Annotated in this window: 32 protein-coding genes and 1 tRNA gene; 14 read left to right on the top strand and 19 right to left on the bottom strand. The window is 58.4% G+C overall.

Annotated features, from left to right (window positions below):
* Positions 1 to 97: 97 nt before the first annotated feature.
* From GOW98_RS08335 to GOW98_RS08355, 5 genes are all read left to right on the top strand, one after another.
* Positions 98 to 685 (top strand): riboflavin synthase, encoded by a 588-nt coding sequence (locus GOW98_RS08335; RefSeq protein WP_170330896.1) that lies wholly within the window; start codon positions 98 to 100, stop codon positions 683 to 685.
* A gap of 110 nt (positions 686 to 795) precedes the next feature.
* Positions 796 to 1,917, top strand: coding sequence for a 3,4-dihydroxy-2-butanone-4-phosphate synthase (gene ribB, locus GOW98_RS08340; protein WP_170330898.1), 1,122 nt, complete (start codon positions 796 to 798; stop codon positions 1,915 to 1,917).
* A 2-nt stretch (positions 1,918 to 1,919) separates the two neighbouring features.
* Positions 1,920 to 2,471, top strand: coding sequence for a 6,7-dimethyl-8-ribityllumazine synthase (locus GOW98_RS08345; RefSeq protein WP_170330899.1), 552 nt, complete (start codon positions 1,920 to 1,922; stop codon positions 2,469 to 2,471).
* Positions 2,468 to 2,950, top strand: coding sequence for a transcription antitermination factor NusB (nusB, locus tag GOW98_RS08350; RefSeq protein ID WP_170330901.1), 483 nt, complete (start codon positions 2,468 to 2,470; stop codon positions 2,948 to 2,950). The genes GOW98_RS08345 and nusB overlap by 4 nt, the downstream gene beginning before the upstream one ends.
* 60 nt (positions 2,951 to 3,010) lie before the next feature.
* On the top strand, positions 3,011 to 3,316 hold the full coding sequence (locus GOW98_RS08355) for a hypothetical protein (RefSeq protein WP_170330904.1): 306 nt from the start codon (positions 3,011 to 3,013) through the stop codon (positions 3,314 to 3,316).
* Between the two features lie 213 nt (positions 3,317 to 3,529).
* Here the strand turns inward: GOW98_RS08355 and GOW98_RS08360 are convergent, their stop codons facing one another.
* Together GOW98_RS08360 and GOW98_RS08365 are read right to left on the bottom strand one after the other, a co-directional pair.
* Complete coding sequence (locus GOW98_RS08360) at positions 3,530 to 3,955, bottom strand: SRPBCC family protein (protein ID WP_170330906.1); 426 nt, start codon at positions 3,953 to 3,955, stop codon at positions 3,530 to 3,532.
* On the bottom strand, positions 3,952 to 4,272 hold the full coding sequence (locus GOW98_RS08365; protein ID WP_170330908.1) for an ArsR/SmtB family transcription factor: 321 nt from the start codon (positions 4,270 to 4,272) through the stop codon (positions 3,952 to 3,954). The genes GOW98_RS08360 and GOW98_RS08365 overlap by 4 nt, the downstream gene beginning before the upstream one ends.
* A gap of 113 nt (positions 4,273 to 4,385) precedes the next feature.
* Here GOW98_RS08365 and GOW98_RS08370 point away from each other — a divergent pair, with 113 nt between their 5' ends.
* Complete coding sequence (locus tag GOW98_RS08370; RefSeq protein WP_170330910.1) at positions 4,386 to 4,817, top strand: MmcB family DNA repair protein; 432 nt, start codon at positions 4,386 to 4,388, stop codon at positions 4,815 to 4,817.
* Between the two features lie 4 nt (positions 4,818 to 4,821).
* Here the strand turns inward: GOW98_RS08370 and GOW98_RS08375 are convergent, their stop codons facing one another.
* Positions 4,822 to 5,010 (bottom strand): DUF6324 family protein, encoded by a 189-nt coding sequence (locus GOW98_RS08375; protein WP_068334412.1) that lies wholly within the window; start codon positions 5,008 to 5,010, stop codon positions 4,822 to 4,824.
* Between the two features lie 77 nt (positions 5,011 to 5,087).
* On the opposite strand from GOW98_RS08375, the gene GOW98_RS08380 reads away from it, so the two are divergent.
* Together GOW98_RS08380 and GOW98_RS08385 are read left to right on the top strand one after the other, a co-directional pair.
* Positions 5,088 to 5,570, top strand: a complete 483-nt coding sequence (locus GOW98_RS08380; protein ID WP_170330912.1) for a GNAT family N-acetyltransferase — start codon at positions 5,088 to 5,090, stop codon at positions 5,568 to 5,570.
* A 47-nt stretch (positions 5,571 to 5,617) separates the two neighbouring features.
* Positions 5,618 to 5,694: transfer RNA gene (locus GOW98_RS08385), tRNA-His, on the top strand.
* A gap of 102 nt (positions 5,695 to 5,796) precedes the next feature.
* Here the strand turns inward: GOW98_RS08385 and GOW98_RS08390 are convergent.
* From GOW98_RS08390 to secG, 10 genes are all read right to left on the bottom strand, one after another.
* The gene (locus GOW98_RS08390) at positions 5,797 to 6,603 is read right to left on the bottom strand and encodes an ABC transporter permease (protein WP_170330914.1); all 807 of its coding nucleotides are present in this window, start codon (positions 6,601 to 6,603) and stop codon (positions 5,797 to 5,799) included.
* On the bottom strand, positions 6,600 to 7,487 hold the full coding sequence (locus GOW98_RS08395) for an ABC transporter permease (protein WP_170331359.1): 888 nt from the start codon (positions 7,485 to 7,487) through the stop codon (positions 6,600 to 6,602). Before GOW98_RS08395 ends, GOW98_RS08390 begins: the two co-directional genes overlap by 4 nt.
* A 72-nt stretch (positions 7,488 to 7,559) precedes the next feature.
* Positions 7,560 to 8,273, bottom strand: a complete 714-nt coding sequence (locus tag GOW98_RS08400; RefSeq protein WP_170330916.1) for a transporter substrate-binding domain-containing protein — start codon at positions 8,271 to 8,273, stop codon at positions 7,560 to 7,562.
* Positions 8,274 to 8,306: 33 nt separating this feature from the next.
* Positions 8,307 to 9,083, bottom strand: coding sequence for an ABC transporter ATP-binding protein (locus tag GOW98_RS08405; protein ID WP_170330918.1), 777 nt, complete (start codon positions 9,081 to 9,083; stop codon positions 8,307 to 8,309).
* A gap of 146 nt (positions 9,084 to 9,229) precedes the next feature.
* Positions 9,230 to 9,961 (bottom strand): PhnD/SsuA/transferrin family substrate-binding protein, encoded by a 732-nt coding sequence (locus GOW98_RS08410; protein WP_170330920.1) that lies wholly within the window; start codon positions 9,959 to 9,961, stop codon positions 9,230 to 9,232.
* Positions 9,958 to 10,395, bottom strand: a complete 438-nt coding sequence (locus GOW98_RS08415; RefSeq protein WP_170330922.1) for a TerB family tellurite resistance protein — start codon at positions 10,393 to 10,395, stop codon at positions 9,958 to 9,960. Before GOW98_RS08415 ends, GOW98_RS08410 begins: the two co-directional genes overlap by 4 nt.
* Before the next feature lie 20 nt (positions 10,396 to 10,415).
* Entirely contained in the window at positions 10,416 to 10,865 is a 450-nt protein-coding gene (locus GOW98_RS08420; RefSeq protein WP_170325500.1) for a TerB family tellurite resistance protein, read from the bottom strand.
* A 122-nt stretch (positions 10,866 to 10,987) separates the two neighbouring features.
* Positions 10,988 to 11,761, bottom strand: coding sequence for an isocitrate lyase/PEP mutase family protein (locus GOW98_RS08425; RefSeq protein ID WP_170330924.1), 774 nt, complete (start codon positions 11,759 to 11,761; stop codon positions 10,988 to 10,990).
* Between the two features lie 103 nt (positions 11,762 to 11,864).
* On the bottom strand, positions 11,865 to 13,508 hold the full coding sequence (locus GOW98_RS08430) for a CTP synthase (RefSeq protein WP_170330926.1): 1,644 nt from the start codon (positions 13,506 to 13,508) through the stop codon (positions 11,865 to 11,867).
* A gap of 159 nt (positions 13,509 to 13,667) precedes the next feature.
* The gene (secG, locus tag GOW98_RS08435) at positions 13,668 to 14,033 is read right to left on the bottom strand and encodes a preprotein translocase subunit SecG (RefSeq protein WP_170331361.1); all 366 of its coding nucleotides are present in this window, start codon (positions 14,031 to 14,033) and stop codon (positions 13,668 to 13,670) included.
* 151 nt (positions 14,034 to 14,184) lie between these two features.
* Here secG and nthA point away from each other — a divergent pair, with 151 nt between their 5' ends.
* The 5 genes from nthA (at position 14,185) to GOW98_RS08460 (ending at position 17,558) form a co-directional block, all read left to right on the top strand.
* Positions 14,185 to 14,799 (top strand): nitrile hydratase subunit alpha, encoded by a 615-nt coding sequence (gene nthA / locus GOW98_RS08440; RefSeq protein ID WP_170330928.1) that lies wholly within the window; start codon positions 14,185 to 14,187, stop codon positions 14,797 to 14,799.
* Positions 14,796 to 15,473 (top strand): nitrile hydratase subunit beta, encoded by a 678-nt coding sequence (nthB, locus tag GOW98_RS08445; protein WP_170330929.1) that lies wholly within the window; start codon positions 14,796 to 14,798, stop codon positions 15,471 to 15,473. The genes nthA and nthB overlap by 4 nt, the downstream gene beginning before the upstream one ends.
* Positions 15,470 to 15,808 carry a nitrile hydratase accessory protein gene (locus GOW98_RS08450; protein ID WP_170330930.1) on the top strand — a complete coding sequence of 113 codons (339 nt, stop codon included), beginning with the start codon at positions 15,470 to 15,472 and terminating at the stop codon, positions 15,806 to 15,808. Before nthB ends, GOW98_RS08450 begins: the two co-directional genes overlap by 4 nt.
* A 212-nt stretch (positions 15,809 to 16,020) precedes the next feature.
* The gene (locus GOW98_RS08455) at positions 16,021 to 17,316 is read left to right on the top strand and encodes an adenylosuccinate synthase (RefSeq protein ID WP_170330931.1); all 1,296 of its coding nucleotides are present in this window, start codon (positions 16,021 to 16,023) and stop codon (positions 17,314 to 17,316) included.
* Positions 17,316 to 17,558 (top strand): DUF2842 domain-containing protein, encoded by a 243-nt coding sequence (locus tag GOW98_RS08460; RefSeq protein WP_170330932.1) that lies wholly within the window; start codon positions 17,316 to 17,318, stop codon positions 17,556 to 17,558. Before GOW98_RS08455 ends, GOW98_RS08460 begins: the two co-directional genes overlap by 1 nt.
* A gap of 74 nt (positions 17,559 to 17,632) precedes the next feature.
* Here GOW98_RS08460 and GOW98_RS08465 read toward each other — a convergent pair whose 3' ends face one another.
* Positions 17,633 to 18,307, bottom strand: coding sequence for a GNAT family N-acetyltransferase (locus tag GOW98_RS08465; protein WP_217359470.1), 675 nt, complete (start codon positions 18,305 to 18,307; stop codon positions 17,633 to 17,635).
* Between the two features lie 70 nt (positions 18,308 to 18,377).
* Positions 18,378 to 19,988 carry a hypothetical protein gene (locus GOW98_RS08470; RefSeq protein ID WP_170330934.1) on the bottom strand — a complete coding sequence of 537 codons (1,611 nt, stop codon included), beginning with the start codon at positions 19,986 to 19,988 and terminating at the stop codon, positions 18,378 to 18,380.
* 152 nt (positions 19,989 to 20,140) lie between these two features.
* On the opposite strand from GOW98_RS08470, the gene GOW98_RS08475 reads away from it, so the two are divergent.
* Positions 20,141 to 20,818 (top strand): thiamine diphosphokinase, encoded by a 678-nt coding sequence (locus GOW98_RS08475; protein WP_367646825.1) that lies wholly within the window; start codon positions 20,141 to 20,143, stop codon positions 20,816 to 20,818.
* Here GOW98_RS08475 and GOW98_RS08480 read toward each other — a convergent pair.
* From GOW98_RS08480 to GOW98_RS08495, 4 genes are read right to left on the bottom strand one after another with little or no spacing between them, the layout of a single operon-like run.
* Complete coding sequence (locus GOW98_RS08480) at positions 20,763 to 21,677, bottom strand: DMT family transporter (protein ID WP_170330937.1); 915 nt, start codon at positions 21,675 to 21,677, stop codon at positions 20,763 to 20,765. The two genes, GOW98_RS08475 and GOW98_RS08480, sit on opposite strands and share 56 nt — an antisense overlap.
* A 40-nt stretch (positions 21,678 to 21,717) precedes the next feature.
* Positions 21,718 to 22,128, bottom strand: coding sequence for a GFA family protein (locus GOW98_RS08485; RefSeq protein WP_170330939.1), 411 nt, complete (start codon positions 22,126 to 22,128; stop codon positions 21,718 to 21,720).
* A gap of 22 nt (positions 22,129 to 22,150) precedes the next feature.
* Entirely contained in the window at positions 22,151 to 23,524 is a 1,374-nt protein-coding gene (locus GOW98_RS08490; protein WP_170330941.1) for an L-serine ammonia-lyase, read from the bottom strand.
* Between the two features lies 1 nt (position 23,525).
* Complete coding sequence (locus GOW98_RS08495; RefSeq protein WP_170330942.1) at positions 23,526 to 24,227, bottom strand: glutathione S-transferase family protein; 702 nt, start codon at positions 24,225 to 24,227, stop codon at positions 23,526 to 23,528.
* Positions 24,228 to 24,348 lie beyond the last annotated feature (121 nt).

Here is a 24,348-nt window from a genome sequence, read left to right on the forward strand (position 1 = left end):
TCGGGTTTTGGCGGCAAGGTGGGGCTTGCCCGAAAGGCCGGTTGGGCTTAACTCGGCGTGGAACACTGGGCCATGTTAAGAAAAAAGGGTTAGCGGAATGTTTACAGGGATCGTTACCGATGTGGGCACCGTCACCGAATTGGATCAACAGGGCGATCTGCGGGCCCGGATCAAGACGTCCTATGACACGGCGGGTATCGATATTGGGGCCTCGATTGCAAGCGACGGTGTCTGCCTGACTGTGATCGCGCTGGGCGATGACTGGTATGACGTTCAGATCAGCGCCGAGACGGTTTCGAAAACCAACCTGGACAGCTGGCAGGTCGGCAAGCGAGTCAATCTGGAACGCGCCCTGAAAGTCGGTGACGAATTGGGCGGGCATATCGTGTCGGGTCACGTGGATGGCGTGGCCGAAGTTGTCGCCGTGCAGGATGAGGGCGACAGCACCCGTGTTACCCTGCGCGCGCCAAAGGAACTGGCGCGCTTCATCGCGCCCAAGGGGTCGGTTGCGCTGAACGGAACCTCGCTGACCGTCAACGATGTGGATGGCTGTGACTTTGGGATCAACTTCATCCCGCACACCAAAGAGGTCACGACCTGGGGGGATGTCTCGGTCGGCGACAAAGTGAACCTTGAGATCGACACGCTGGCCCGTTACGTCGCGCGTCTGGCCGAGATGTCCTGAAGCAACGGAACAACGTCGCGTCCTGACCGGGCCTTGCCGTCTGCGGGCTGGCCTTTGGACGCATCGTGGTCTATCCACCCGTTCAAACATGCTCTGCGAAAGGCTGCCTCATGAGCTTTGAAACCCCCGGACCCGTCGAAGCGCAACTGCGCGCCGCGATCAGCCCGATCGAAGAGATCATCGAAGAGGCGCGCAAAGGCCGGATGTATATTCTGGTCGATCACGAAGACCGCGAGAATGAGGGCGATCTGGTAATCGCGGCCGAGTTTGCGAATGCCGAGGCGATTAACTTTATGGCCACCCACGGGCGCGGGCTGATCTGCCTGCCGATGACCGCCGAGCGTGTGGATGCCTTAGGCCTGCCGATGATGGCAGTGAACAACTCGTCCCGCCACGAAACCGCATTCACCGTGTCGATAGAAGCGCGTGAGGGCGTGTCTACCGGTATCTCTGCCGCTGACCGCGCGCTGACCGTGGCAACCGCGATCAACGAACAGAACACGATGGCGCATATCGCTACGCCCGGCCATATCTTCCCTCTGCGCGCCAAGCGGGGCGGGGTGCTGGTTCGCGCGGGTCATACTGAGGCCGCCGTGGATATCTCGCGCCTTGCCGGGCTGAACCCCTCGGGCGTGATTTGTGAGATCATGAAAGCCGACGGTACCATGGCGCGTCTGCCTGATCTGGTAGAGTTCGCCAAAGCCCATGACATGAAGATCGGTACGATCAGCGACCTGATCACCTACCGCTCGCGCAATGACAATCTGGTGGTCGAAACCTCACGTGAGACCGTGACGTCGGAATATGGAGGCGAATGGGAAATGCGCCTGTTCACCGACCAGACCCACGGAATCGAACATGTTGTGATGATCAAGGGCGATATCACCACGCCCGAACCGGTCCTGACCCGCACCCACGCCCTGCACGAAGCACCGGACATTCTGGGCCTTGGTCCGAAATCCACGCGCGAGTTGCCCCGCGCGATGGAAAAGATCGCCGAGGAAGGCCGGGGCGTGGTCTGCCTGTTCCGCCAACCGCGCAACTCGCTTTATGCGGCCGAGGACGAAGGCCCCCGCACCATCAAACAAACCGGTCTGGGCGCACAAATCCTGTCCAAGATGGGCATTCAGGAACTGGTGCTGCTGACCGACTCGCCAGAAACCGTATATCTGGGGCTCGACGCGTTTGGCCTGTCCATCGTCGGCACCCGCTCCATTCTCAAGGATGACTGATCGTGGCTGAACAAGACAAACATGGCGTCCTGCCGACCCCGACCTTCGACAAACCGGTGAAACTGCTGCTGGTTGTGGCGCCGTTCTACCGTGCTGTCGCCGACAATATGGTCGCCGGAGCCAAGGCCGAGATCGAAGCCGCTGGCGGCACCTGTGACGTGGTCGAAGTTCCCGGCGCGCTGGAAATCCCAACCACTATCGCCATGGCCGACCGTCAGTGTAACTACGACGGGTATGTCGCGCTGGGCTGCGTCATTCGTGGTGAGACCACGCATTACGAAACCGTCTGCAACGACTCTAGTCGCGCCATCCAGCTGATGGGCCTGCAGGGCCTCCTGATCGGCAACGGCATCCTGACCGTGGAAAATGACGAACAGGCTGAAGGCCGCGCAAATCCCGAAAAAATGAATAAAGGCGGCGGAGCAGCGGCTGCGGCCTTGCATCTGATCGCGCTCAGCCGTAAGTGGGGCGCTTCGAAAAAGGGCGTCGGCTTCAAGCCCCCGTCCGAGTCCATCCTTGTGGCGGGCGACAGCAACGGACCCACGACAGCATGACCCAGACAGACGCGCCGAAACCGGCCAACCAGAAACGCCTGATGAAATCCGCCGCACGACTCTATGCCGTGCAGGCGCTGTTCCAGATGGAGCAGTCGGGCCAGACGACCGAGCAGGTTGTGAACGAGTTTCTGGATCACCGGTTTGGCGCCGTCTATGAAGGCGAGGAAATGCTGGATGGCGATACCCGCGTCTTCCGCAAACTGGTCGAGGACGCTGTGAACTATCAGGCGCCGATCGACCAGATGACCGACCGCGCACTGGTGGCTAAGTGGCCCATCGCGCGCATTGACCCGACCTTGCGCGCCACTTTCCGTGCTGCAGGGGCGGAACTGACCCAAAGCGACACACCACCCAAAGTGGTCATCACTGAATTCGTTGACGTGGCTCGCGCCTTTTTCCCCAAGGGCAAAGAACCGAAATTCGTTAATGCTGTTCTGGATCACATGGCGCGCGAGGCTCAGCCCGAGGCGTTCTGACGCCTTTGACCTTGGACTTACATGCGCTAAACTGAATGTTATAGCGCAAGGAGAGTCGCCATGCCTAAACTGATCCGGCTGTACATCACGCAAGTCGCCTGGGGTTTTGTTATCTCGGCTGTGTTTGTTGGGGTGTTGCTGGCCTTTAACGTCGCGAATCTACGTCACCTGATCACCAGTTCTGAAATCGGCCTGATCGCGTTGGCGATGATCTGGTTCATGAACGGGATCGTATTTGCTGGCGTTCAGTTCGGTTACAAGATCATGAGCATGGCCGAAAAGCCTGGCGGACCGCGTCGAGGATCGCCTGTTGTGCACAGCTTTGAACCAGCTGTCGTCAAGCAAGAGGCGAATTCAGCGCGCTGATTTTCAAGGAAAATGTGGCGGGACCACCAGTCAACCGTGCGGTGTGATTCCCGAGGACCTGTATGTACAGGTGGGCGCCAGGTAATCAGGCCAGGACCTGAACAGAGCCAGCCCCCTCGGAATTGCTTAAGGCCACCAGAATGCTACCATTCACAAGAAGGGCAGAACCCGCCACGCGCCTAAGTAGGGGTTACGGCGGGTTTGCACAAGGGGTCAGGCATCAACAGTTTCGTGCAGGGCGGTCCGCATCTTGTCGAAATGCTCGTCCCAGCCGCTGTCCAGAGACAGGATCAGGCCAAATGCTTCGGCGCCCTGTGGCAAGCCTTCGTGCAGTAGGGACAACCGGGTACCTCCGGGAACCGGTTCCAGCGTCCATTTGACCACGCTGACAGCGTCGCCCATGGGTTTAACGGTAAATGTGTATTCCAGATACTGCGGTGGACGGGCAACACGCACCTCGCCCCAGATCAACAGATCACCACTGGTCGTTCCGAACATCTCGAGCTTTTGACCGGCCGCCAAAGGCCGTTCGGGTTTGTGAAACCACTCGGCCAACCGCTCGGGATCGGTCAGATAGGCCCAGACGGTTTCAGGTTCGGCCCGCAGAAAGATCGTTTTTTGCAGAACGGCATGGGTCATGTGTCTTTCCTTTCAATGGCTTCTTTCAGATTGTTGAGGCGGTCGTCCCAGAACTGGTCGAAATAGCTGAGCCAATCGAGGACAGGGGCCATTCCTTGCGGTTCTAACCTATTGATGCGCTCCCGACCGCGTGCCTCAACCGTGATGAGCCCGCCATCCGACAAAACTGTCAGGTGCTTTTTGACAGCAGCACGGGTCATGTCGAACCGCTCGGTCAGTTGCGCGATGGTCATGTCTTGAGTGGCCAGCAACTGCACGATGTTCCGGCGCGTCGGGTCGGCAAGCGCGCGAAATGCGCTTTGAGTTTGTGATTGCATGTACTCACCCTGAAGAGATACCTTTTGGTATCATATAATGAGAAACCAAACGGTATCATGTCAAGTGTGAAGTCGTGCTTGATTTTTGTTCACGAATTGTTCACATTTTCAGGATGACATTGGATCTGCAACCCGGACAGCGATTGGCGCGTGGCGTAGCCCGCCACCTTTTGACGCATGGATTTGTTTCAGTTGAAGAATTCGTGCCGATCCGTGGGTTGCGTGTCGATGTCATGGGGCTGGGTCCCAAGGGTGAGCTGTGGGTGATCGAATGCAAGTCCAGCCGAGCCGACTATCAGTCGGATTGCAAATGGCAGGGGTATCTTGAGTGGTGTGATCGGTTTTTCTGGGCCGTGGATATCGACTTTCCAACCGACCTGTTGCCTTCGGAAACCGGCCTGATCATCGCTGATGCTTATGATGCCGAGATTGTGCGCATGGCGCCGGAAGACAAGCTTGCCCCGGCGCGGCGCAAAAAGATGATCCAGAAGTTTGCGTCTGATGCGGCCCGCAGGTTGCAGACGCTGCGCGATCCCCGAATCTGAAAGATCAGCCTTTGACTGCCCGGGCGGCCTGCGCCGCCGCGCGGATTTCGTCCGCGATTTCTTCGGCTTCCTCGGGATCGAAATCCATCGGAATCTCGATGCCATCGGCCTCGATGAACAGTCGTATCATGCCCTGATCGGTGGGGCCGATCTGCAGGTTCGCCTGAATGTCGCGTTCGGTGTTGATGCCCATGTTCGCCTCCGGGACTGAGCATTCGTGCTAGCGCGCAAAGGGTTGAGAATCAAGCTGCCTTTGCGGTCAGATACATCATGGAGAACCTTCGGATCAGGCCCTTTCGCGCCACAGATGCCCCCTGGTTGGTTGAACAGCACCACAGGCTCTACACGCGGGATGAAGGATTTGACGCCTCGTTTGGTATCTTGGTTCATCGCATTCTAGACGATTTTACCGCCGATCACGATTCGACACGCGAGCGGGGTTGGATCGCGGAACGCGCAGGGCAAAGGCTGGGTAGTATCTTTTGTGTTGCGCTGGACGATCAAACAGCAAAGCTGCGGCTTTTTCTGCTGCTGCCAGAGGTCCGGGGGCAGGGGTTGGGAAAGCGGATGCTGGACACCTGCATGGGCTTTGCACGCAGCGTTGGGTACACGGAAATGCGGCTGTGGACCCATGAAAGCCACCGGGCGGCCTGCGCGCTGTATCGCGCGAACGGGTGGCAATTGCTAGGCAGTAAACCGGTGCATTCCTTCGGGGTCGATCTTGTCGAACAAAGCTGGAAAATTCGGCTTTAATCCTCTTGCATTCCCCCGGCGCGTTCGGTACATCGCCCCTCACGAGTGCCGCCTTAGCTCAGTTGGTTAGAGCGCTGGATTGTGGATCCAGAGGTCCCCTGTTCAAGCCAGGGAGGCGGTACCATCTCTCTCAAACAGCATCAGATACAAAGCGCAGGACGCGCAATTTTCGCCTTTTTTGTATTTCAGATTACTCTACCCGAATGGGCAATTGGCGCGCCTGAGATCAGCGCGCCAGATTCAGTCTCAACTTCATTTTGCTTCGCTTGGCCGCAGGCAGGTGTCGGTTCAGCCGCTTGTTGATCATGCCAAATCCCCAGATGACCACGAGGGTCAGCAAGATGAAGTAGAAGGCCAGAATCGGATAGGGGATGAACGGGTTGAACGTCTTGTCCGCGAAATAGCCAGCGTAATACAGCGCATCGCCCCTTTGCTGCCAGACCGGGAAGGCCGAGAAGAAGACCAGCGTCGTGGCATGGAACAGGAAGATCGCCTCATTCGTGTAGGCGGGCCAGGCCAGCCGCAGCATGGTTGGCCAGATGATGCGGCGGAACCGGGACCAACCAGTCATGCCATAGGCATCGGCAGCTTCGATATCGCCTTTGGGTATCGACCGCAGTGCGCCATAGAAGATTTCTCCCGAATAGGCGGCTGTATTGAAAAACAGCACGATCAACGCGCCCAGCCAGGCGGAAGTGAGGGCGTCAAAGAACGGAAAGCTCTGCTTTAGCGACAGGAAGAGGAAATAGGCGAAGAAGAACTGAATAAACAGCGGCGAGCCTCGGAACAGAAAGATGAACCATTCCGACGGTTTGCGCAGCCACTTGTTTGTGGATGCCTTGCCCATTGCCAGCGCCGTCGCCAGAAAGAACCCGGTCGCCAGCGCCATGATCCCGAAATAGATGTTCCAGATCATTCCTGAGCCGATCAGCGTAAAATGCTCGCACAGGGTGAAATCATTGCGGGGCAGCAGGCGCTCGCCAATTCCGATCGAACGCAGTCCATAGTCCTGAATCGTTTGCAAGCAGCTCATGCGGTTGTCTCCTTGCGTAGCAGTTCTCCGCCCGAGGTTGCCTGACCGCGTGACAGGCGGCGCATCAGCCGCTCAAGTCCGATCTCCGAGACGCGGGTCATGCCCAAGTAGAACACCAACAAGCCGAGGAAGTACCACATGCGCCAGTCGCCATGCGGATACTGCGTGAATTTTGGGTTCTTGTACGACCCCAGTTCGCGCGCCCAATAGACGATGTCTTCGATACCCAGCAGGAACAGCAGTGGTGTGGCCTTGATCAGAACCATCCACAGATTCGACAGGCCGGGCAGGGCGTAGACCCACATTTGCGGCACGAGGATACGCCAGAAGGTCTGGCGGCGGGTCATGCCATAGGCCTCGGCCGTTTCCAGCTGAGCATGTGGTACAGCGCGCATACCGCCGAACAGGACGTTGGCCGCAAACGCGCCGAAAACGATGGAAAAGGTAATAACGGCCAGAAAGAAGCCATAAGTTTCGTGCACCCATTCCGGGGCGCTGCCCAGCGGCAGCTTGGCTGCCTGACAGACGATGAAGTCATTGCCCTGTCGGACCGGATCGGTCCACTCCGGACAAAGGACTTTGTGGCGAGTCCATTCGAATGCCTGATCCAGTGCGATCACGAAGAACATGAAGAACGCGATATCCGGAACACCGCGTACGATGGCGATATAGCCCTTTCCCAGCAGGCTGAGCGGCAGGAAGTGGGACCGGGCCGCCATGGCCCCCAGAAACCCAAAACCAAGTGCAACCGGTGCGGTGATCGCAAGCAGCAAAAGTACCTTGAAGAAGGACAGATAGAAGGCCCAATGCACACCGTTGGTCAGATAGCATGAGAACCAACGGAACGTGCCGAGTGTTTCGGGATCAGTACAGAACGAAAAGATGGCGGGCCTCTTTGACTGGCAAAGGCTCAGAGGCGGCGCGCCCTAGGGGCAGGCGCGCCGCAGAGTTCAGGATCAGAAGGTCGAGGACACTTCCCACTTGGTGATCAGCTCATTCAGGCTGCCGTCGTCCTTCATGGACTGGATGGCTGCGTTGAACTTCTCTTTCAGCTCACCGTCGGATTCGCGAATGCCCATGCCTACGCCACCGCCCAGCGGAACTTCCTCACCCACGAAAAGAAGGCCCGAGCCATCTTCGGTGAAGGGCACTAGGAAGGATTTGTCCGCCAGAACTGCATCTGCTTCGCCGTTGCGCACGGCAGCGATGGTTTCTTCGGGAGTTGCGAACTCAACCAGAGTGGCGCCGGAATCAGCGATGTATCCGGACTGAAGGGTGCCGGTCTGCGCTGCAATCACGCCACCTGCCACGTCAACGCCATCGGACATAGCGACGTAGGCAGATGGATCTGGCGGGGTGTAGTTCTGGGTAAAGTCGATGACCTCATCACGTTCGTCGGTGATCGACATACCTGCGATGATCGCGTCGTAGTTGCCGGAAACAAGGTTAGGAATGATCGAATCCCAGTCGTTCTTGACCCATTCGCATTCCAGACCGGCGCGCTTGCACAGCTCGTCGCCCAGTTCACGCTCGAACCCGTCGATTTCACCCGCGTCGTTGACGAAATTCCACGGCGCATAGGCCCCTTCGGTGCCCAGACGAACGGTGTCCGCCATGGCCATACCGGCGGTCAACGCCAGCGCCGCAGTGGTCAGGATCAGTTTTTTCATTGGATACTCCCCAGTTTGTTTTCTGATCTGAAGTTAAGCCGCCTTTGTGGCGGATAGAAAGCCCCGAAGTCGTTCGGATTCGGGGGACGTAAAGATATCTTCCGGCAGGCCCTCTTCTTCGATCAGGCCCTGATGCAGGAACACGACATGGCTGGAGATGTCAGCGGCCATTTTCATGTCATGGGTCACGATGATCATGGTGCGGCCTTCGGCAGCCAGATCTTTGATCACCTTGATGACTTCCTGTTCCAGTTCCGGGTCCAGTGCCGAGGTCGGTTCGTCAAACAGTAGTGCCTCTGGCTCCATGCACAGGCCACGGGCAATGGCGGCGCGTTGCTGCTGGCCTCCGGACAGTTGTGCCGGGTACACGTCACATTTGTCGCCGATGCCCACTTTTTCCAGATATTTCCGGGCGCTGTCCTCAACCTCTTTCGGGTCGCGGCCCAGAACAGTAACCGGAGCCTCCATCACGTTTTGCAGGATGGTCATATGGGCCCACAGATTGAACTGCTGGAACACCATCGACAGGTTGGTGCGAATGCGCATGACCTGTTTCGGGTCGGCGGGGCGTCGGTGGTGCAAGTCACCCGACCATCGCACAGGCTCACCCTTGAACAGAATCTCACCCTGTTGGCTGTCTTCCAGCAGGTTGCAGCAGCGTAGAAGGGTAGACTTGCCAGACCCGGACGATCCGATCAGCGAAACAACGTCCCCGCGTTTGGCCGTAATATCGACCCCTTTCAGCACTTCCAGACTGCCGAAACTTTTGTGAAGGTTCTTGATTTCGATGACGGGAGTGGAATCTGTCACGGAGGGTCCATGTGTTATGGGTGTTGGTGCGGTAATAGGGCTTAAAAATCGGAGCAATGCAATGCGCAATTGACATCATCGGGGGCTGAATCGGTCAGATTGATCATAGGTATTGACCAAATCGGTTACCGAATAAGCCCGGTTGTCTAAACCTGAGACGGATTGGGGACCGACAAGTAATCGTTTGCCGGGATGTCGATCAGGCCGCGAAGGTGCAGCAATGCGCGATCCGACGGTGACAGGTCACCAATTGCGGCGCGAACGGCACCGGCGATTGCATCGGCGTCCTGACCTTTGGCGGTGATATAGGGCAGGGCGGGTGTCGGAGCCGTGGCTCCAGCTTCGCGCAATACCGCGCCAAGGTTGGTGTGCGCTTTGAGCAATTCCCATGTCAGCGCGTCCAGCGCCGCGATATCGGCCCGGCCTTCTGCGACTGCGTTTGCCGATTGCGCGTGGCTACCGGTCGCCAGGAAAGCACCGGGCTTCTGGTTATGCCCTTCGAGATGAACCAACGGTGCTGCCCAGCCCGATTGCGACAGCTTTTCGTTATAGGCAAAGGTGCCCGTCGCAAGCTGGGCCAGAACACGCGGATCATCCTGACGGGTAACAAAAACAGAACGATAATATCCGGGCGGGCAACCTGCCAACCCGTAGTCTGGCGTTCCAACCAGTTGCACATTGCCGTGCAGGTTGGTGCGATATGGCATTCCGCAGGTTTGAGCAAAGATCAGTTCGGGGTGCCGCCACACCTCCCAGAAATCCGCATCACGGGTCAGGTGGTTGGGGCCAAAGCCAAGACGGTCCCGAATCAATGTCCAGAACCGATCATTTGCCAATTGCAGCGCAGGCATGTCATACATGCCCAGCATCGCAATCACGATTTGGCGGCCCTTTGGCGGGCCAGAGCGGAATCGACGTCGCTGACGCCCAGCAAACTGACCACTAGCCGCAGCAGCGAATCTTCCTCACCAGTCCGGTGACCATCGGCCAGAGCAACCGACCACATCGCCTGCACCACGGCGAGCCTGTCGTCATAGGCAATGGCCTCCTTGATCGCACGGGTAAAACGGACGGTGTCGGGGGCTTCGGCCTCAAGATCCTCGGCCCGGGCGCGCAGGGCGGCGGCCTCGAACGGGGACAGGCCATAGCGTTCGGCTGAAATCTTGTCGATTCGGGCCATTTCTGTATCGGCATAGTCATTGTCAGACCGCGCAATGCGCACCAGCAGGGCCGTCAGGGCTAGGCGGGCGTCGTCATCGGCAAGTGGGTCGGGGGCGGGCTGAGTCAGCCGGGCCAGAAAATCACTAAACATGTGTTAGATATAGAGGGGGTCTAACGCTCTTCCAAGCGCCTTTGCACCCGTTCGCGCGCGGTCTGGCTGTCGTTGAAACTCAGCCCCATGGCAATGCGGGCCTCTTCCACGATGTTCATCTCGCCTTCGTCGGAGTTTCCGTCGGCCAAAACGACCTCCCACAAGGCGTCCAGCGCGGCCAGACGTTCGTGCAGATCGGTGGTTTCGCGGATCAGTTTGCCGAACGTGTCGGTTTCCGGCGCGGCGGCGTGCAGCTTTTCACAGGTGGCGCGGACCTTGGCGGCCTCGATCGCGTTATGCTGATACAGCCGGGCAAGGATGCGGTCGATCAGGCTGATTTCCTCAAGCTTGTAATCCCGATCCGCCTGCGCCACGCGCACCATGAGCGCACCCAGCGCCAGTTCGGCATCGGGGTCGGGCAGGTTGTCGTGCTGCGGCGGGCGAAAAGCCTGTAAAAACTTCTTCAACATGCCGAGAGGATATTCCATATTTTGTAGCCCGCCAAGCACGGACTACCCGCCATTGTTGCGATTGGCGGGCGAGTTCCTCAAAGCGGCAAAAACACGCTGAGCGCGATACTTAGGCGAAAGGATCAACCCGCCTGAATGGCCTGTTTTGCCTGTTCCTGAAGCCATCCCAGCATCTGCCGATAGGGGACGGGGCCATAGCTAATCCGGGCCACACCCAGCCCGGCTAGCGTGGCCGTGTCAGGGGTGCCGGGCAGGGCGATGATGTTAACCGGCAGGGCGGTCGATTCGCATAGACGGGCAATCATTGCCTCGTCCTTCAGGCCCGGCGCAAAGAACCCGCTGGCCCCGGCATCGGCATAGGCTTTGGCACGTGCAATTGCCTCGTCAAGCATGGCGTCAGAGTGGGTTTCGGGCTTGGCTTTCAGAAAGATATCCGTGCGGGCGTTGATGAAGGCGGGGATACCGGCGGTATCGCAGCCCTCGCGCATGGCCCGGACACGTGCCTCCTGCGTTTCAATGTCATAGAGGTTGCTGGTGCCGACGATCTGATCTTCGAAGTTGAAGCCGACAATGCCGGTGTCCAGCGCGCGTTGGACGTTGGCGGCCACGCCCAGCACATCGCTGGCATAGGCCCCTTCGAAATCCAGTGTCACCGGCAGATCAACCGCCGCAACAATCCGGCGGGCATTGTCCAGTGCGGCGTCCATCGGGATGTTCTGACCATCACCAAACCCTTGTGCCATCGCAACCGGCGCACTGCCGGTCGCAATCGCCTTGGCCCCCGCGTCGCGCACTGCCCCAGCGCTTCCCGCATCCCAGATGTTGTATAGAATGACCGGCTCGCCCTTTTTGTGCAGGGCTGCGAATGCTTCCGCTTGGGTGATCTGGCTGGTCATGGGCGGCCTCCTGTCGCTGGGTTGCGGACAGTTAACCTTGGAAAGGGCGGGCGCGTATAGGTTTTTTTGCGCCCGCTGTCACAATGCGGTGACTGGTCCGCGATCAGACCAAGCGCGAGCTTTCTTTGGCGGCGCGCACGAAGTCGCGGAACAGGGGGTGCGGGTCAAACGGTTTGGACTTGAGTTCGGGGTGGTATTGCACACCGATGAACCACGGGTGATCCGACCATTCGACGATTTCCGGCAAACGTCCGTCCGGCGACATGCCCGAGAAGTTCAGGCCCGCCTTCTCCAGCTTTTCGCGGTACTTGATATCCACCTCATAGCGGTGACGGTGGCGTTCCTCAATCTGGGTGCCGCCGTAAACCTCGGCCACTTTCGAACCTTCGGCCAGAACCGCGTTATAGGCACCCAGACGCATTGTGCCGCCCTTGTCGTCGCCTACTTTGCGTTCGACCTTGTGGTTACCCTGCACCCACTCTTTCAGGTGGTATACCACTGGTTCAAAACGCCGTTTTCCAGCTTCGTGGTCGAATTCCTCGGATCCGGCCTCGGCGATGCCTGCGGCGTTCCGGGCGGCCTCGATAACGGCCATCTGCATACCCAGACAAATGCCCAGATAGGGCACCTTGTGTTCGCGAGCATATTGCGCTGCTTTGATTTTGCCTTCGGTACCACGCTCGCCAAAGCCGCCAGGGACGAGGATGGCATGGAAACCTTCCAGATAGGGGGCCGCGTCTTCGGTGTCGAAAACCTCGGCATCGACCCACTCGACTTTGACCTTGACCCGGTTGGCCATGCCGCCATGGGTCAGCGCCTCGGCGATTGACTTATAGGCATCTTCCAGCTGGGTGTACTTGCCAACGATGGCGACTTTCACTTCGCCTTCGGCGTGATGGATGCGGTCGCTGACGTCTTCCCATTTCGCCAGATCGGGCTTCGGCGCAGGGCTGATCTGGAACGCGTCCAGAACAGCCTGATCCAAACCTTCCTTGTGATAGGCCAGCGGTGCGTCGTAGATGGTGCTCAGGTCCTGCGCGGCGATAACACTGTCGGGTCGCACGTTACAGAACAGCGCCAGCTTCTCGCGTTCCTTCTTCGGAATCGGACCTTCAGAGCGGCAAACCAGGATGTCGGGGGCTAGGCCAATCGAACGCAGCTCTTTCACCGAGTGCTGAGTCGGCTTGGTTTTCAACTCGCCAGACGCCTTGATGTAAGGCAGCAGGGTAAGGTGCATGAAAATACACTGACCGCGCGGCTTGTCCTGGCTGAACTGGCGAATGGCTTCAAAGAAGGGCAGGCCTTCGATGTCACCAACGGTTCCGCCGATCTCACATAGCATGAAATCGACTTCGTCTTCACCAATGGCGATGAAGTTCTTGATCTCATTGGTGACGTGCGGGATCACCTGAATGGTTTTGCCAAGGTAGTCGCCGCGACGCTCTTTCTCCAACACGTTGGAATAAATCCGCCCTGAGCTGACCGAGTCGGTCTTGCGCGCCGCAACACCGGTGAAACGTTCATAGTGACCGAGGTCCAGATCGGTTTCGGCGCCGTCATCGGTCACGAACACTTCACCATGTTCAAACGGCGACATCGTGCCCGGATCGACGTTTAGGTAGGGGTCCAGCTTGCGCAGACGCACCGAATATCCCCGGGCCTGCAACAGCGCACCCAGAGCCGCCGAAGCCAGTCCTTTGCCCAAGGACGAAACCACACCACCAGTGATGAAAATAAATCGCGCCATGTTTTTCGGCTGCTCCCGTGAGACGTCATTATCAGCTGCCCGGCGGTTTGAAAAAACCGCTGCATCACGGGACTTCACGTATAAAGGATTCGCGCGCATAGCGCAAGAGAACCGCAAGATGCTGTTGCAGCTCTCTTTTAAATTTCTAAGTGTAGTGGATCAGTCCGCTTGCGGGATTAGCGGCGCGTTGTCGCCCTGAGCCGGAGGTAGAAGATCATCGGTCGACGGAACTGCCGGAGTGCTTTCCTCGGTCGGGGCTGGGGCTGGAACGCCCAAACGGTCGATCACCGAGCTGCCCGAAGATTTCTGAGCCGCCAGAATGGTCAACGTGATCGAGGTGACGATAAAGCACGCCGCCAGAATCCAAGTGACCTTGCCCAAAGCCGTTGCCGCCGCGCGGCCGGTCATGGCACCACCGCCGCCGCCGCCCATACCCAGGCCGCCGCCTTCGGACCGCTGCATCAGAACAACGGCGATCAGGCCCAGAGCCAAGAGAAGATGGATGATGAGAACGACGTTTTCCATGGTGGTCCTGTACAGCGTGGCGTGTATCGCGTGGTACTTATGCAAGTTTGTCATCGGGGGCAAGGGATGAGTTGCCATCACGACACCTGATGTGCGGCATCACAGCAAAGAGACTGGACAGGCCTGCAAAAGGTAACGCAGGCTGCGGTCTATGCCGCATGATGATCACAACCACCCGCACGCCTTGTTGCCGCCCGATCCCGCCCTGCGCGTCAAAGCGCTTGAGACGATTCTGACCCGCAAAGGACTGATCGACCCGGCTGCGTTGGATGAGATCATAGATACCTATCAGAACAAGATCGGCCCTCAGAACGGTGCCCGGGTGGTTGCAAAGGCATGGATTGATCCAGACTTCAGGAAAGCCTTGCTAGCAGACGCTACGCCGGTTGTTGCGGATCTCGGTTTCTATGGTCGTCAGGGCGAACATATCGTTGTAGTGGAAAACACACCTGAACTGCACAACATGGTCGTTTGCACCTTGTGCAGTTGCTACCCATGGCCGCTTCTGGGTATTCCACCAGGTTGGTACAAATCCGACGCCTACCGCGCCAGGGCCGTGCGTGAGCCGCGTAAAGTGTTGGCGGACTTCGGGGTGAGCTTGCCTGAAAAGACTTCGGTTCGTGTGTGGGATTCGACTGCCGAGATGCGGTACCTTGTTCTTCCGATGCGCCCGCAAGCGACGGATGGCCTCAGCGAAGAGGAATTGGCCGCCCTGGTTACCCGCGACAGCATGATCGGCACCGGATTGCCAAAGGTGCCGACATGACCCGCGTACATGATATGGGCGGGCGTTTCGGTGACGGACCTGTTTACCCCGAATCCGATGACGTTCCGATCTTTGCAGAAGATTGGCACGCTCGAGCGCTGGCAGTGACGGTGGCCGCGGACTCGTTGGGTCAGTGGAATATCGATGTAAAACGTCACGCGCGCGAACGATTGCCCCCCAAGGATTACGCGCGGTTTTCATATTACGAGAAGTGGGTTTCAGCTCTGGCCGATCTGTTGGTCGAAACCGGCGTGCTGACCGAAAAGGATTTGCGCGGCCAAGCGGGAAACGACACGCACCCGCTGGCAAGCCGCGCATTGAAGGCTGAAGCCGTTGCTGGTGTATTGGCCAGCGGGGGACCGGCAGATCGCCCGTCAGATATCCACGCACGGTTCAAGGTAGGGCAAACTGTACGTACCGTGGATCCGGCCGCCAATCGACTGGTTGATGGCGGCCACACGCGCCTGCCGGTTTACGCATCCGGTGCCACGGGCAAGGTCATGCGGCTGCACGGCACACATGTGCTGCCGGACTCCAACGCACATGGGCTTGGCGAGGCACCTGAGCCGCTCTATGCGGTCGTTTTCCCTGCCTCAGAATTGTGGGCAGATCCGGAAAACCCAAAGGACGAAGTTGTTCTGGACCTCTGGCAAAGCTATTTGGAGCCGGTATGAGCGATTGCGCCACCTATTCCGCACCTGAACCTGTTTTTGCCGAACCCTGGCACGCGCAGGTGTTTGCGGTGACCGTGGCCCTGAACGAAGCAGGGCGTTTCGATTGGCCTGACTGGGCCGATCGGTTTTCGCAGACGTTGAAACGCCACGGGTTGGATCGCGATCTTGACGGGGGTGATGACTATTTTCACGCGTGGCTGGAAACTCTCGAACTGTTGCTGAACGATCTGGGTGCAGCGATCCCGGCGGAAGTCATTCAGTATAGGAATGCGTGGGAAGAGGCTTACCTGACAACGCCACACGGTCAGCCAGTGCATTTGACCGCAAGCAAGTAGGGCGCGCTGCCCCCGCCGCCCGTTCCGGACGACGCCCCCGGGATATTTGGAGCCAGATGAACAAGGGACCCACGCTTGATCTGGCCAAAAATATCCACGCCGGAGGCACCGCGCGCAGCGCGGTTCTCATCTGCGGCGAATTACCGGTTTCCCTGTCGCTTTGTCCTCGTTATACGAGCCGAGTTTGATAATTCAGCGCAAAAGGACCGGATATGGCCAATGTGGTTGTTGTCGGCGCCCAGTGGGGTGACGAAGGAAAAGGCAAGATCGTAGACTGGCTCAGCGAGCGGGCAGACGTGATCGCGCGTTTTCAGGGCGGGCATAATGCCGGTCATACGCTGGTTATTGATGGAGAGGTCTATAAACTGCACGCGCTGCCTTCGGGCGTGGTGCGCGGTGGCAAGCTGAGCGTCATCGGCAACGGCGTCGTGCTGGACCCCTGGCACCTGATCAAGGAAATCGCGACCATCCGTGCACAGGGCGTCGATATCTCGCCCGAAACCCTGATGATCGCCGAGAACACGCCGTTGATCCTGCCGATCCATGGTGAACTGGACCGCGCGCGCGAAGAAGCCGCCAGCAAAGGCACCAAGATCGGCACCACCGGTCGCGGCATCGGCCCAGCTTACGAAGACAAGGTAGGCCGCCGTTCCGTGCGCGTTGCCGATCTGGCTGACGAAGCAACGCTTGAGGCGCGTGTGGACCGTGCACTGCAGCACCATGATCCGCTGCGCAAGGGTCTGGGGATCGAGCCTGTGGACCGCGATGCGCTGATTGCTCAGTTGAAAGAAATCGCATCGGAAATCCTGCCCTTCGCCGCGCCGGTCTGGAAAGTGCTTAACGAAAAGCGCAAGGCGGGCAAACGCATCCTGTTCGAAGGGGCACAAGGCGCGTTGCTGGACATCGATTTCGGCACCTACCCCTTTGTGACCTCGTCCAACGTGATCGCCGGTCAGGCGGCAACGGGTGTGGGTATCGGGCCCGGCTCAATCGACTTTGTTCTGGGCATCGTCAAAGCCTACACTACCCGTGTGGGCGAAGGCCCGTTCCCGACTGAACTGGACGATGCGGACGGCCAGCGCCTTGGTGAGCGCGGGCATGAGTTCGGCACCACCACTGGCCGCAAGCGCCGCTGTGGTTGGTTCGATGCCTGCCTTGTGCGCCAAACTTGCGCGACCAGTGGCGTGAACGGCATCTCTTTGACAAAGCTGGACGTTCTGGACGGGTTCGAGACGCTGAAGATCTGCACGGGCTATGAGCTGGACGGTGAACGTCTGGACTATCTGCCCACCGCAGCCGATCAGCAGGCGCGCTGCACCCCGATCTACGAAGAAATGCCGGGCTGGAGCGAATCTACCGAAGGCGCACGCAGCTGGGCCGATCTGCCGGCCAACGCGATCAAATATGTGCGTCGTGTCGAGGAACTGATCGAATGCCCCGTAGCCCTTCTGTCCACCAGCCCGGAGCGGGACGACACCATTCTGGTGACCGACCCGTTTGCTGACTGATGAGCGACAACGGAAAGACCGGTCTCAGCTACAAAGCCCGGCGTCGCTGGTCGCTGGTGCTGCTGTTGATTGGATTGCCGGTCTATATCGTGGCGGTGGTGACAATCGTGAATTGGCTCGACCGTCCTCCGATTTGGTTGGAATTGCTTGTCTATATCGCTTTGGGCATTGTCTGGGCGCTGCCGTTCAAGTTCGTGTTCAAGGGCGTCGGCAAGGAAGACCCGGACCAGCCGTCGGAGTAAAGGAAACGATGGCACTTGGAGGATAACAGCCGTGTCGGCGCTGCTAGACAGTGCCGACGGCCACCTGAGCAAGCTCAGCCAGCACGCCGATTGGACACAGGCCAAGTCAGAATTGCGCGTGCCATTGCGTGATATTCCCCCGAAATTTCCTCAGCAACGCTGAGCGGGGTGGGCCAGGGCGCCGTAAGCGTTGCCTCGATCTGCCCCGTAATCAATTTCAGGTCTGCATCGTGTTTTGCAGCCAGGCGCCTCATTTTCTGATTGGTGGCCAGGCACAGCATGTGCACCTCACGAATTCCGCGATTTCGAGCGGCGGTGATGATCCGCGATAACAAGGCATCGCCTATACCCCGGTCCTGCCATTCGGTTTCAACGGTGAATGCGGCTTCGGCAACATGGGCCTGGTGCCCTGGAAGCGTGCGCAACTCACCGACACCGCGCAAACACGAATCCGGAAAAGCACCAAACACAAGTGACGCGTTGTCGAAAATTTCTGACAGGTAGGATTGAACAAAAGAAAGATCAACCGGGGTGCCAAACCGAGAGGTCAGGGCGTCGACATCCAAGCTGTTGAAATGGCTTTCTACTTTCGGTCTGTCGTAGATCCGGAGACGCCGGATGGGTAGTTCATACATGGCGTGGCCTTTGTTTGAACAGGGGCTGTCGATGCTGTCACCTTGCGAGTCATAATAGCATTTTTCTGCAATGCAGCATAGCAACATGGTGACCGAACGGGAGGATCGGCGCATCTTTGCAAGAAAAATGGGCCGAAGACATCTTCGACCCATCCTCAATTGTATTGTTTAGCGAGAGGGGAGGTTACCCCGCGGCGCGCTCGTCATCCGGGCGGAAACCGATCTGAGTTGAGGCTGCAAAGCGTCCTCCGCCAGCCTTTTCGATCTTGCCGTCCCGCAGCAACTGACCGAATGAACGCAGGCTTTCTTCGCGATTGAATTCATCCTGCTTGAGCGAGCGAATTTTGTTCATCAGTTGCGGACGCGAAAACTGCTCCTGACCTTCGATAAAGGACAGGTAAGCGGCTGCCGCTTCCAGTAAGTCCGGTAGGGATTGTGCACCTTGTTCCTGTGCGAACAGGGCAAAACCACTTTCCTCCTCTGCAGTGTCCTCAGGCTGGGTCTCAGCCGAGACACGGCGAGGGGTTACAGGCCCGGCATCTTCGGTCTGGTTGTCGATGCGTTGTTCGGCCACCAGTTTGAGCGGAGAGGAATCACTGCTGGGGCGGGCGCTAGTGACCTGTACCTCCGGTCGGCGCGGGCTTACGACTGAGGAGAGATCGCCACGATACTGCTGATCATCGTCGGCCTGAACGGTTTCACCTTTTTCGCTGCGTTCCGCCTCAGTAGCCGCGACGGCTGCGCGCAAATGGGTGTAGGCTTCCCGCTTGTCGCTGGTATCTGGGTCATCGAGATGTTCACCAACTTTGTCCATAAGGCGCGATACGTCATGGTCCAGGTCATGTTTGTCAGTTTCCGACTCACCGGCGCGATCCGCCAGAATGGATTCCACATTTGAAATCTCGTCCAGAAGGTTGACCTCGTCTTCCTCGGTTATGACATCTTCAGCGGATTCAGAAACAGGTTCTTCATCATCGCTGATGTCGCTGAGGATGTTGGCCACCTCTTCGTTTTCGTGTTCGGCTCCAGCAGTTTCGTCGAGGTCCGAGAACAAGACATCCAGCGAGGTTTCCTCATCTTCAGGTTCTTCCTCGACCACGGTGGAAGGGGTCTTGGAGTCTGAATTCTGGATTTCAACTTTGGGTTCCAAAATCGGCGCAGCCGTTTCTTCGACTTCTTCGGCCTGAGGCGATTCAGGTTCTGCTTTTTCCCTGAAAGCGTCAGCAATTCCGGAAGTTGCGTCGGTTTCTGGTGTGTTCTCCAGATCAGCAGGGTCCAGCGAACCGGCGGCAAAAGCTGCGGCTACTGCATCTAACGGGCCAGCCTCGCTTTTCATCAGGGCTGTTTCTTCGTCCTCGGCGTAGATAACCGAGTTTTCTTCGGAATGAGATACAACGGCCCGGATGCGCTGCAGTTTGGCGGCGATGCTGTCAGCAGCCGGAGCAGGTGTATCTTCGACGGCTTCCGATTCAGTGATGGCAGGGGGAGAGGGGGGTGGTGTATTGATAACGTTCAGAGCCGGCGCACTGGTAGCAGGTTGGGTCGTGGCACGGATCAAAAGCCCGGCATCGCTCTGGCTTGCTTCAACCTTGCGAGAACCATCCCGCTTTGCGATCTTTGTCAGCATTTCCGTGTCGGGTTGCGGGGGTTCAGAACCAAAGTACCGATCATCAGCCGCGAGATCGCGAAAGTACTCGGCAATTGCTTTCATCGTCTCGAACGAATCGTCGAATCCTTCCAAAGTGCACGAGAAGGTTCCATAAGAGACGGTTAAAACCTTGTTATTCTGTACCATCAGACGCACGTCCTTTACAAACTACAAGAGCCAATCTACCCGACGTCGGGCGCACCAATGGCTCGAAACTCTCAGCATGAACCTATCATTTTGTGGTCTCAATGTGTCCAAATCCGGAAAAAATGATCAATCTTAAAAAAAATGTGCCAATTGTGCGTTCTGAAGAGCCAATTGCATTGGTCGGAGGCGGTGAAATTGGTCCTGAAGACCTGAATCTGGCGCTGAATCGCGTCAAAATCGCTGTTGCCGCAGATGGTGGAGCGATTCCCTTGATGGACTCGGGGCGGATGCCGGATGCCGTTATCGGTGACTTTGATTCGCTGAGCGGCACGTATCTTGATCGCATACCTGCAGACCGGTTGTTTCCGATACGTGAACAAGACAGCACGGATTTCGACAAAGCTCTGCGCAGCATCGAAGCGCCGTTGGTGCTGGGTGTCGGGTTTCTCGGCGGGCGATTGGATCACCAGATGGCGGTACTAAACGCTCTGGTACGACTGCAGGACCAGCCTTGCATCTTGTTCGGAGAGCATGAGGTAGTTTTCCATGCGCCGCCGCAGATTGGGCTGAACCTTACAGCCGGGGATGTGGTTTCATTGTTTCCGTTTCGGCGCGTAACCGGCCGCAGTAAAGGACTGGAATGGCCGATCGACGATCTGGTGCTGGAACCGAACGGTCGCGTGGGCACGTCTAATCGGGCGTTGTCTGAAGTCGAGTTGATAGTGGACGGGCCCGGCCTGTTGGCGATGGCGCCGCGTGACGCTTTGGATCACGTCATGCAGGCGTTTCTGTCGGGGCAGACCGGGCGCTGGCCCGTTCGCGAAGAATGACATAGAGACCGGCGGCCACGGTGATCGCGATTCCAAGCGCCGCGATTCCGTTGGGAAGGTCGTGAAAAATTATCCACCCGAACAGGGTTGCCACAGGTATTTCGAGATACTGCATCGGTGCCAAAGTCGCCGAGGGGGCGTAGCGCAGAGACCAGGTCATGAACAAATGCGCGACGGTGCCCAGAAGGCCGACAGCGATCAGCAGCAAATGGGTATCCGGATGCGGCGCGATCAGAGAGACCGACCGAACCTCGTTGAACGAGCCGATCAACAGCATTGGCAACAGCAAGACGCTTGCCATCGCTCCAGACACCGCTTGCAAGGAAATCGGGTCAGTTTCTTTCGCGATTTGGCGCGTCACCAACATGAACAAGGAAAACAACAATGCGACCAAAAGGGGGAGCAGTGCTGCTGCACCCACCTGAACAAAGCTGGGTTGGATGACCAGTAGTGTGCCTACAAAGCCGACAGCACAGGCGACAAGGCGGCGTAGGCCGACCTCTTCGTTCAATACGTATTTGCCTAACAACAGCATGATGAAGGGCATCACAAAGGCGATAGCTACGGCGTCTGCCAGGGGTAGAAATCTTAACGCGCTGAACATTGCCGTGATGGCGACGATGTGCAGGACCGTACGTATGAAGGTTAGCCGCAGAATACGGCCTGACATGCGCCAGGGGCGACCGGTAAAGGCGACCAGCGGAGCTAAGATCAGAGCCTGAACGGCAAAGCGTACGAAGACGAGCATCCCGATCGGGGTTGTTTCAGCCAATAGCTTCGCAGTCGCGTCGCCCAACGGGGCGAAGACGCAAAACCCAAGCATCAGGACGATGCCAAAGACCGGACGATCCTGTGTCATGTGCGCGACGCTAAGGGTTTTGTCACTTGGTTGAAAGCGCTCAAGGCAGGGGCTGAACCTTGGTGTAGTCCGGCCCAATGCAGGTGGGCAGGTTGTCGCCCAGTTTCAACCAACGCAGCTTTTCCTCATGTGCCACGTGCAGTGTGGGTTCAAGCTGGTTCGGGTCCTCAAGCGTCGCCACGTACAGGTGCAACACATCCGACATCGACTGTGAGCGGAACGAGATCGGCGTTCCGCAGTTCGGGCAAAAGCTGCGCTCGACCCCGGGCGAGGAGTTGAAGGTTTTCGGCGCCTCGCCGGTCCAGCGCCACTGGCCGTCGCGCACGCCGAAATAGGTGGTCATCGGTGCCGCACACTGCCGCCTGCAACTGTCGCAATGGCAGGTGACGCAGGACAGGGCCGGAGGGTCGACCTCGTACCGGATTGTGCCGCACAGACAATGACCGCGCATGGTATCCCCTCCTGTTGTGGCGTCAGCAGTTGGGTACGTTTACCGCCAGACCGCCCAAAGACGTTTCCTTGTACTTTTCGTGCATATCATGCCCAGTCTGGCGCATGGTTTCGATTGCCGCGTCCAGCGGAACGAAATGCTGGCCGTCACCGCGCAGCGCCAGCGAAGCCGCCGAAACCGCCTTGATCGCCGCCAGCCCGTTGCGTTCGATGCAGGGCACCTGGACCAACCCTTTGACGGGGTCGCAGGTCATGCCCAGATGATGCTCCAGCGCGATCTCGGCGGCGTTTTCCACCTGTTCCGGTGTACCGCCCATCACGGCGCACAGACCTGCCGCAGCCATCGCAGACGCGCTGCCAACCTCGGCTTGACAGCCTGCCTCAGCGCCCGAGATCGAGGCGTTGTATTTGACCAGACCGCCAATGGCGGCAGCGGTCAGCAGGAAATCCTCGACATGGCTTTCCGAGGCCCCCGGCACGTGGTCGAGGTAATACCGGAGCACCGCAGGCAGCGTGCCCGCCGCACCATTGGTCGGCGCAGTGACGACCTGACCACCGGCAGCGTTTTCCTCGTTCACCGCCATGGCATAGACGCTCATCCAGTCATTGATGGTGTGGGGCGCGTTCAGGTTCATGCCCCGTTCGGCCAGCAGAGCTTCGTGAATGCCCTTGGCGCGGCGACGCACGTTCAGGCCGCCGGGCAGGATGCCGTCCGTCTTCAGGCCGCGTTCGATGCAATCGTTCATGACCTCCCAAAGGCGCGCGGTGCCTTTGGCGAAACTGACCGGGCAGCCTCGGGCGACTTCGTTTTCGCGCTTCATCTGGGCGATGCTCTTGCCGCTGGCATTCGCCATCTTCAGCATCTCTGCCGCTGAGTGGAACGGGTAGGGCACGGGCGCGCCGTCGTTGGTATCTTTGCCCTCGGCCAGTTCCTCTTCGGTCAGGACAAAGCCGCCGCCGACCGAGTAATAGACCTGCCGCAGGATCACATCGCCCTGTGCGTCGGTTGCCATCAGGATCATGCCGTTGGCGTGACCGGGCAGGTTGTGATCGTAATCGAAGATCAGGTCGGTCTTGGGATCGAAATGCAGCGTCGGCAGACCTTTGGGCGTAACCGTATGGGTCTTGCTGATCTCAGCCAGCGCGACCTCGGCCTTTTCGTTGTCGTAGGTATCCGGCACGAAACCGGCCAGCCCGAGGATGGTGGCACGGTCGGTCGCGTGGCCAACTCCGGTAAATGCCAGTGACCCGTGCAGCGATCCGCGTAGCCCCGCGAATTCGAACGGCGACGCGCGCATCAGGTCCAGAAACCGGGCGGCCGCAACCATCGGCCCCATGGTGTGAGACGAAGACGGGCCGATGCCCACTTTGAACATATCGAAGACAGATAGAAACATGTCAGGTAGCTGAGCCTTCTTGAGGAGTAGCGTAACTCGGGGAGGTGAATGGTGTAACCCCTAACCCTTCGGCCGCGATGGCGGCTTGGGTTGCGGGGCGGGTTTCAAGCTGTGTCAGGATCGCTTGCAGATGAGGTGTGTCCGACAGCTGATACCAACTGCGGTCGGCGTTGGCAGGGTACAGCGCCATCCACCGCATCTGGCAAGCCAGATAGTAGGTCAGAACCGAGGGCTGCTCTGGGTGCAGCCAGTTTGGTGCGCTTTTCGCTTCAGCATCCAGAACCTGCAGATGTCGGCGCAGGCGCGGGCGGATACCTTCGCGCAGGATGTCGGCCTGTGCGGCGTCGATATATTTCTCAGCGTAGAACAGAATGCGCAGGTCGGCGTGCAGCGTGTTGGATGCAAAAAACAACCATTTCAGAAACGCTGCCCGCTCCGGTGCTTCGGGGGAAGGGGCCAGTTTCTCATGCGTGTCGGCTAGCCACAACAGGATGGCCGCCGTTTCAAAGATCGGTCCCTGAGGAGTCTCTAGCACCGGAATCAGCCCGTTCGGGTTCAAGTGCCTATAGGCCGCACTGTCCTGTTCATTCTGACGGCGGTCCACCAGAGTGGTTTCATAGGGCAGGCCCATCTCTTCCAACGCCAGTCTGATCGCCAGAGAGGCGTTATCGGGGGCATAGTGCAGGCGATATGGCGCGGTCATAAAATCTATGTATATCGCCGGGGCCTCTGCGAAAGCCTCGATTGCGACGTTTCCAATCGGAAACGCGTATTTTCGATAGATGTTTGGGTGGCGGTGGGGCGAATTGGCTCTCGCAGTCGTC

It is taken from the genome of Ruegeria arenilitoris (assembly GCF_013032445.1).
GTDB lineage: Bacteria > Pseudomonadota > Alphaproteobacteria > Rhodobacterales > Rhodobacteraceae > Ruegeria > Ruegeria arenilitoris_F.

Coding starts and splice junctions, on each gene's coding strand:
- GOW98_RS08335 (WP_170330896.1), top strand. CDS start 98: ATGTTTACAGGGATCGTTACCGATGTGGGCACCGTCACCGAATTGGAT.
- ribB (WP_170330898.1), top strand. CDS start 796: ATGAGCTTTGAAACCCCCGGACCCGTCGAAGCGCAACTGCGCGCCGCG.
- nusB (WP_170330901.1), top strand. CDS start 2,468: ATGACCCAGACAGACGCGCCGAAACCGGCCAACCAGAAACGCCTGATG.
- GOW98_RS08355 (WP_170330904.1), top strand. CDS start 3,011: ATGCCTAAACTGATCCGGCTGTACATCACGCAAGTCGCCTGGGGTTTT.
- GOW98_RS08360 (WP_170330906.1), bottom strand. CDS start 3,955: ATGACCCATGCCGTTCTGCAAAAAACGATCTTTCTGCGGGCCGAACCT.
- GOW98_RS08365 (WP_170330908.1), bottom strand. CDS start 4,272: ATGCAATCACAAACTCAAAGCGCATTTCGCGCGCTTGCCGACCCGACG.
- GOW98_RS08370 (WP_170330910.1), top strand. CDS start 4,386: ATGACATTGGATCTGCAACCCGGACAGCGATTGGCGCGTGGCGTAGCC.
- GOW98_RS08375 (WP_068334412.1), bottom strand. CDS start 5,010: ATGGGCATCAACACCGAACGCGACATTCAGGCGAACCTGCAGATCGGC.
- GOW98_RS08380 (WP_170330912.1), top strand. CDS start 5,088: ATGGAGAACCTTCGGATCAGGCCCTTTCGCGCCACAGATGCCCCCTGG.
- GOW98_RS08390 (WP_170330914.1), bottom strand. CDS start 6,603: ATGAGCTGCTTGCAAACGATTCAGGACTATGGACTGCGTTCGATCGGA.
- GOW98_RS08400 (WP_170330916.1), bottom strand. CDS start 8,273: ATGAAAAAACTGATCCTGACCACTGCGGCGCTGGCGTTGACCGCCGGT.
- GOW98_RS08415 (WP_170330922.1), bottom strand. CDS start 10,395: ATGTTTAGTGATTTTCTGGCCCGGCTGACTCAGCCCGCCCCCGACCCA.
- GOW98_RS08420 (WP_170325500.1), bottom strand. CDS start 10,865: ATGTTGAAGAAGTTTTTACAGGCTTTTCGCCCGCCGCAGCACGACAAC.
- GOW98_RS08425 (WP_170330924.1), bottom strand. CDS start 11,761: ATGACCAGCCAGATCACCCAAGCGGAAGCATTCGCAGCCCTGCACAAA.
- GOW98_RS08430 (WP_170330926.1), bottom strand. CDS start 13,508: ATGGCGCGATTTATTTTCATCACTGGTGGTGTGGTTTCGTCCTTGGGC.
- secG (WP_170331361.1), bottom strand. CDS start 14,033: ATGGAAAACGTCGTTCTCATCATCCATCTTCTCTTGGCTCTGGGCCTG.
- nthA (WP_170330928.1), top strand. CDS start 14,185: ATGCCGCATGATGATCACAACCACCCGCACGCCTTGTTGCCGCCCGAT.
- nthB (WP_170330929.1), top strand. CDS start 14,796: ATGACCCGCGTACATGATATGGGCGGGCGTTTCGGTGACGGACCTGTT.
- GOW98_RS08450 (WP_170330930.1), top strand. CDS start 15,470: ATGAGCGATTGCGCCACCTATTCCGCACCTGAACCTGTTTTTGCCGAA.
- GOW98_RS08455 (WP_170330931.1), top strand. CDS start 16,021: ATGGCCAATGTGGTTGTTGTCGGCGCCCAGTGGGGTGACGAAGGAAAA.
- GOW98_RS08460 (WP_170330932.1), top strand. CDS start 17,316: ATGAGCGACAACGGAAAGACCGGTCTCAGCTACAAAGCCCGGCGTCGC.
- GOW98_RS08465 (WP_217359470.1), bottom strand. CDS start 18,307: ATGCGCCGATCCTCCCGTTCGGTCACCATGTTGCTATGCTGCATTGCA.
- GOW98_RS08470 (WP_170330934.1), bottom strand. CDS start 19,988: ATGGTACAGAATAACAAGGTTTTAACCGTCTCTTATGGAACCTTCTCG.
- GOW98_RS08480 (WP_170330937.1), bottom strand. CDS start 21,677: ATGACACAGGATCGTCCGGTCTTTGGCATCGTCCTGATGCTTGGGTTT.
- GOW98_RS08485 (WP_170330939.1), bottom strand. CDS start 22,128: ATGCGCGGTCATTGTCTGTGCGGCACAATCCGGTACGAGGTCGACCCT.
- GOW98_RS08490 (WP_170330941.1), bottom strand. CDS start 23,524: ATGTTTCTATCTGTCTTCGATATGTTCAAAGTGGGCATCGGCCCGTCT.
- GOW98_RS08495 (WP_170330942.1), bottom strand. CDS start 24,227: ATGACCGCGCCATATCGCCTGCACTATGCCCCCGATAACGCCTCTCTG.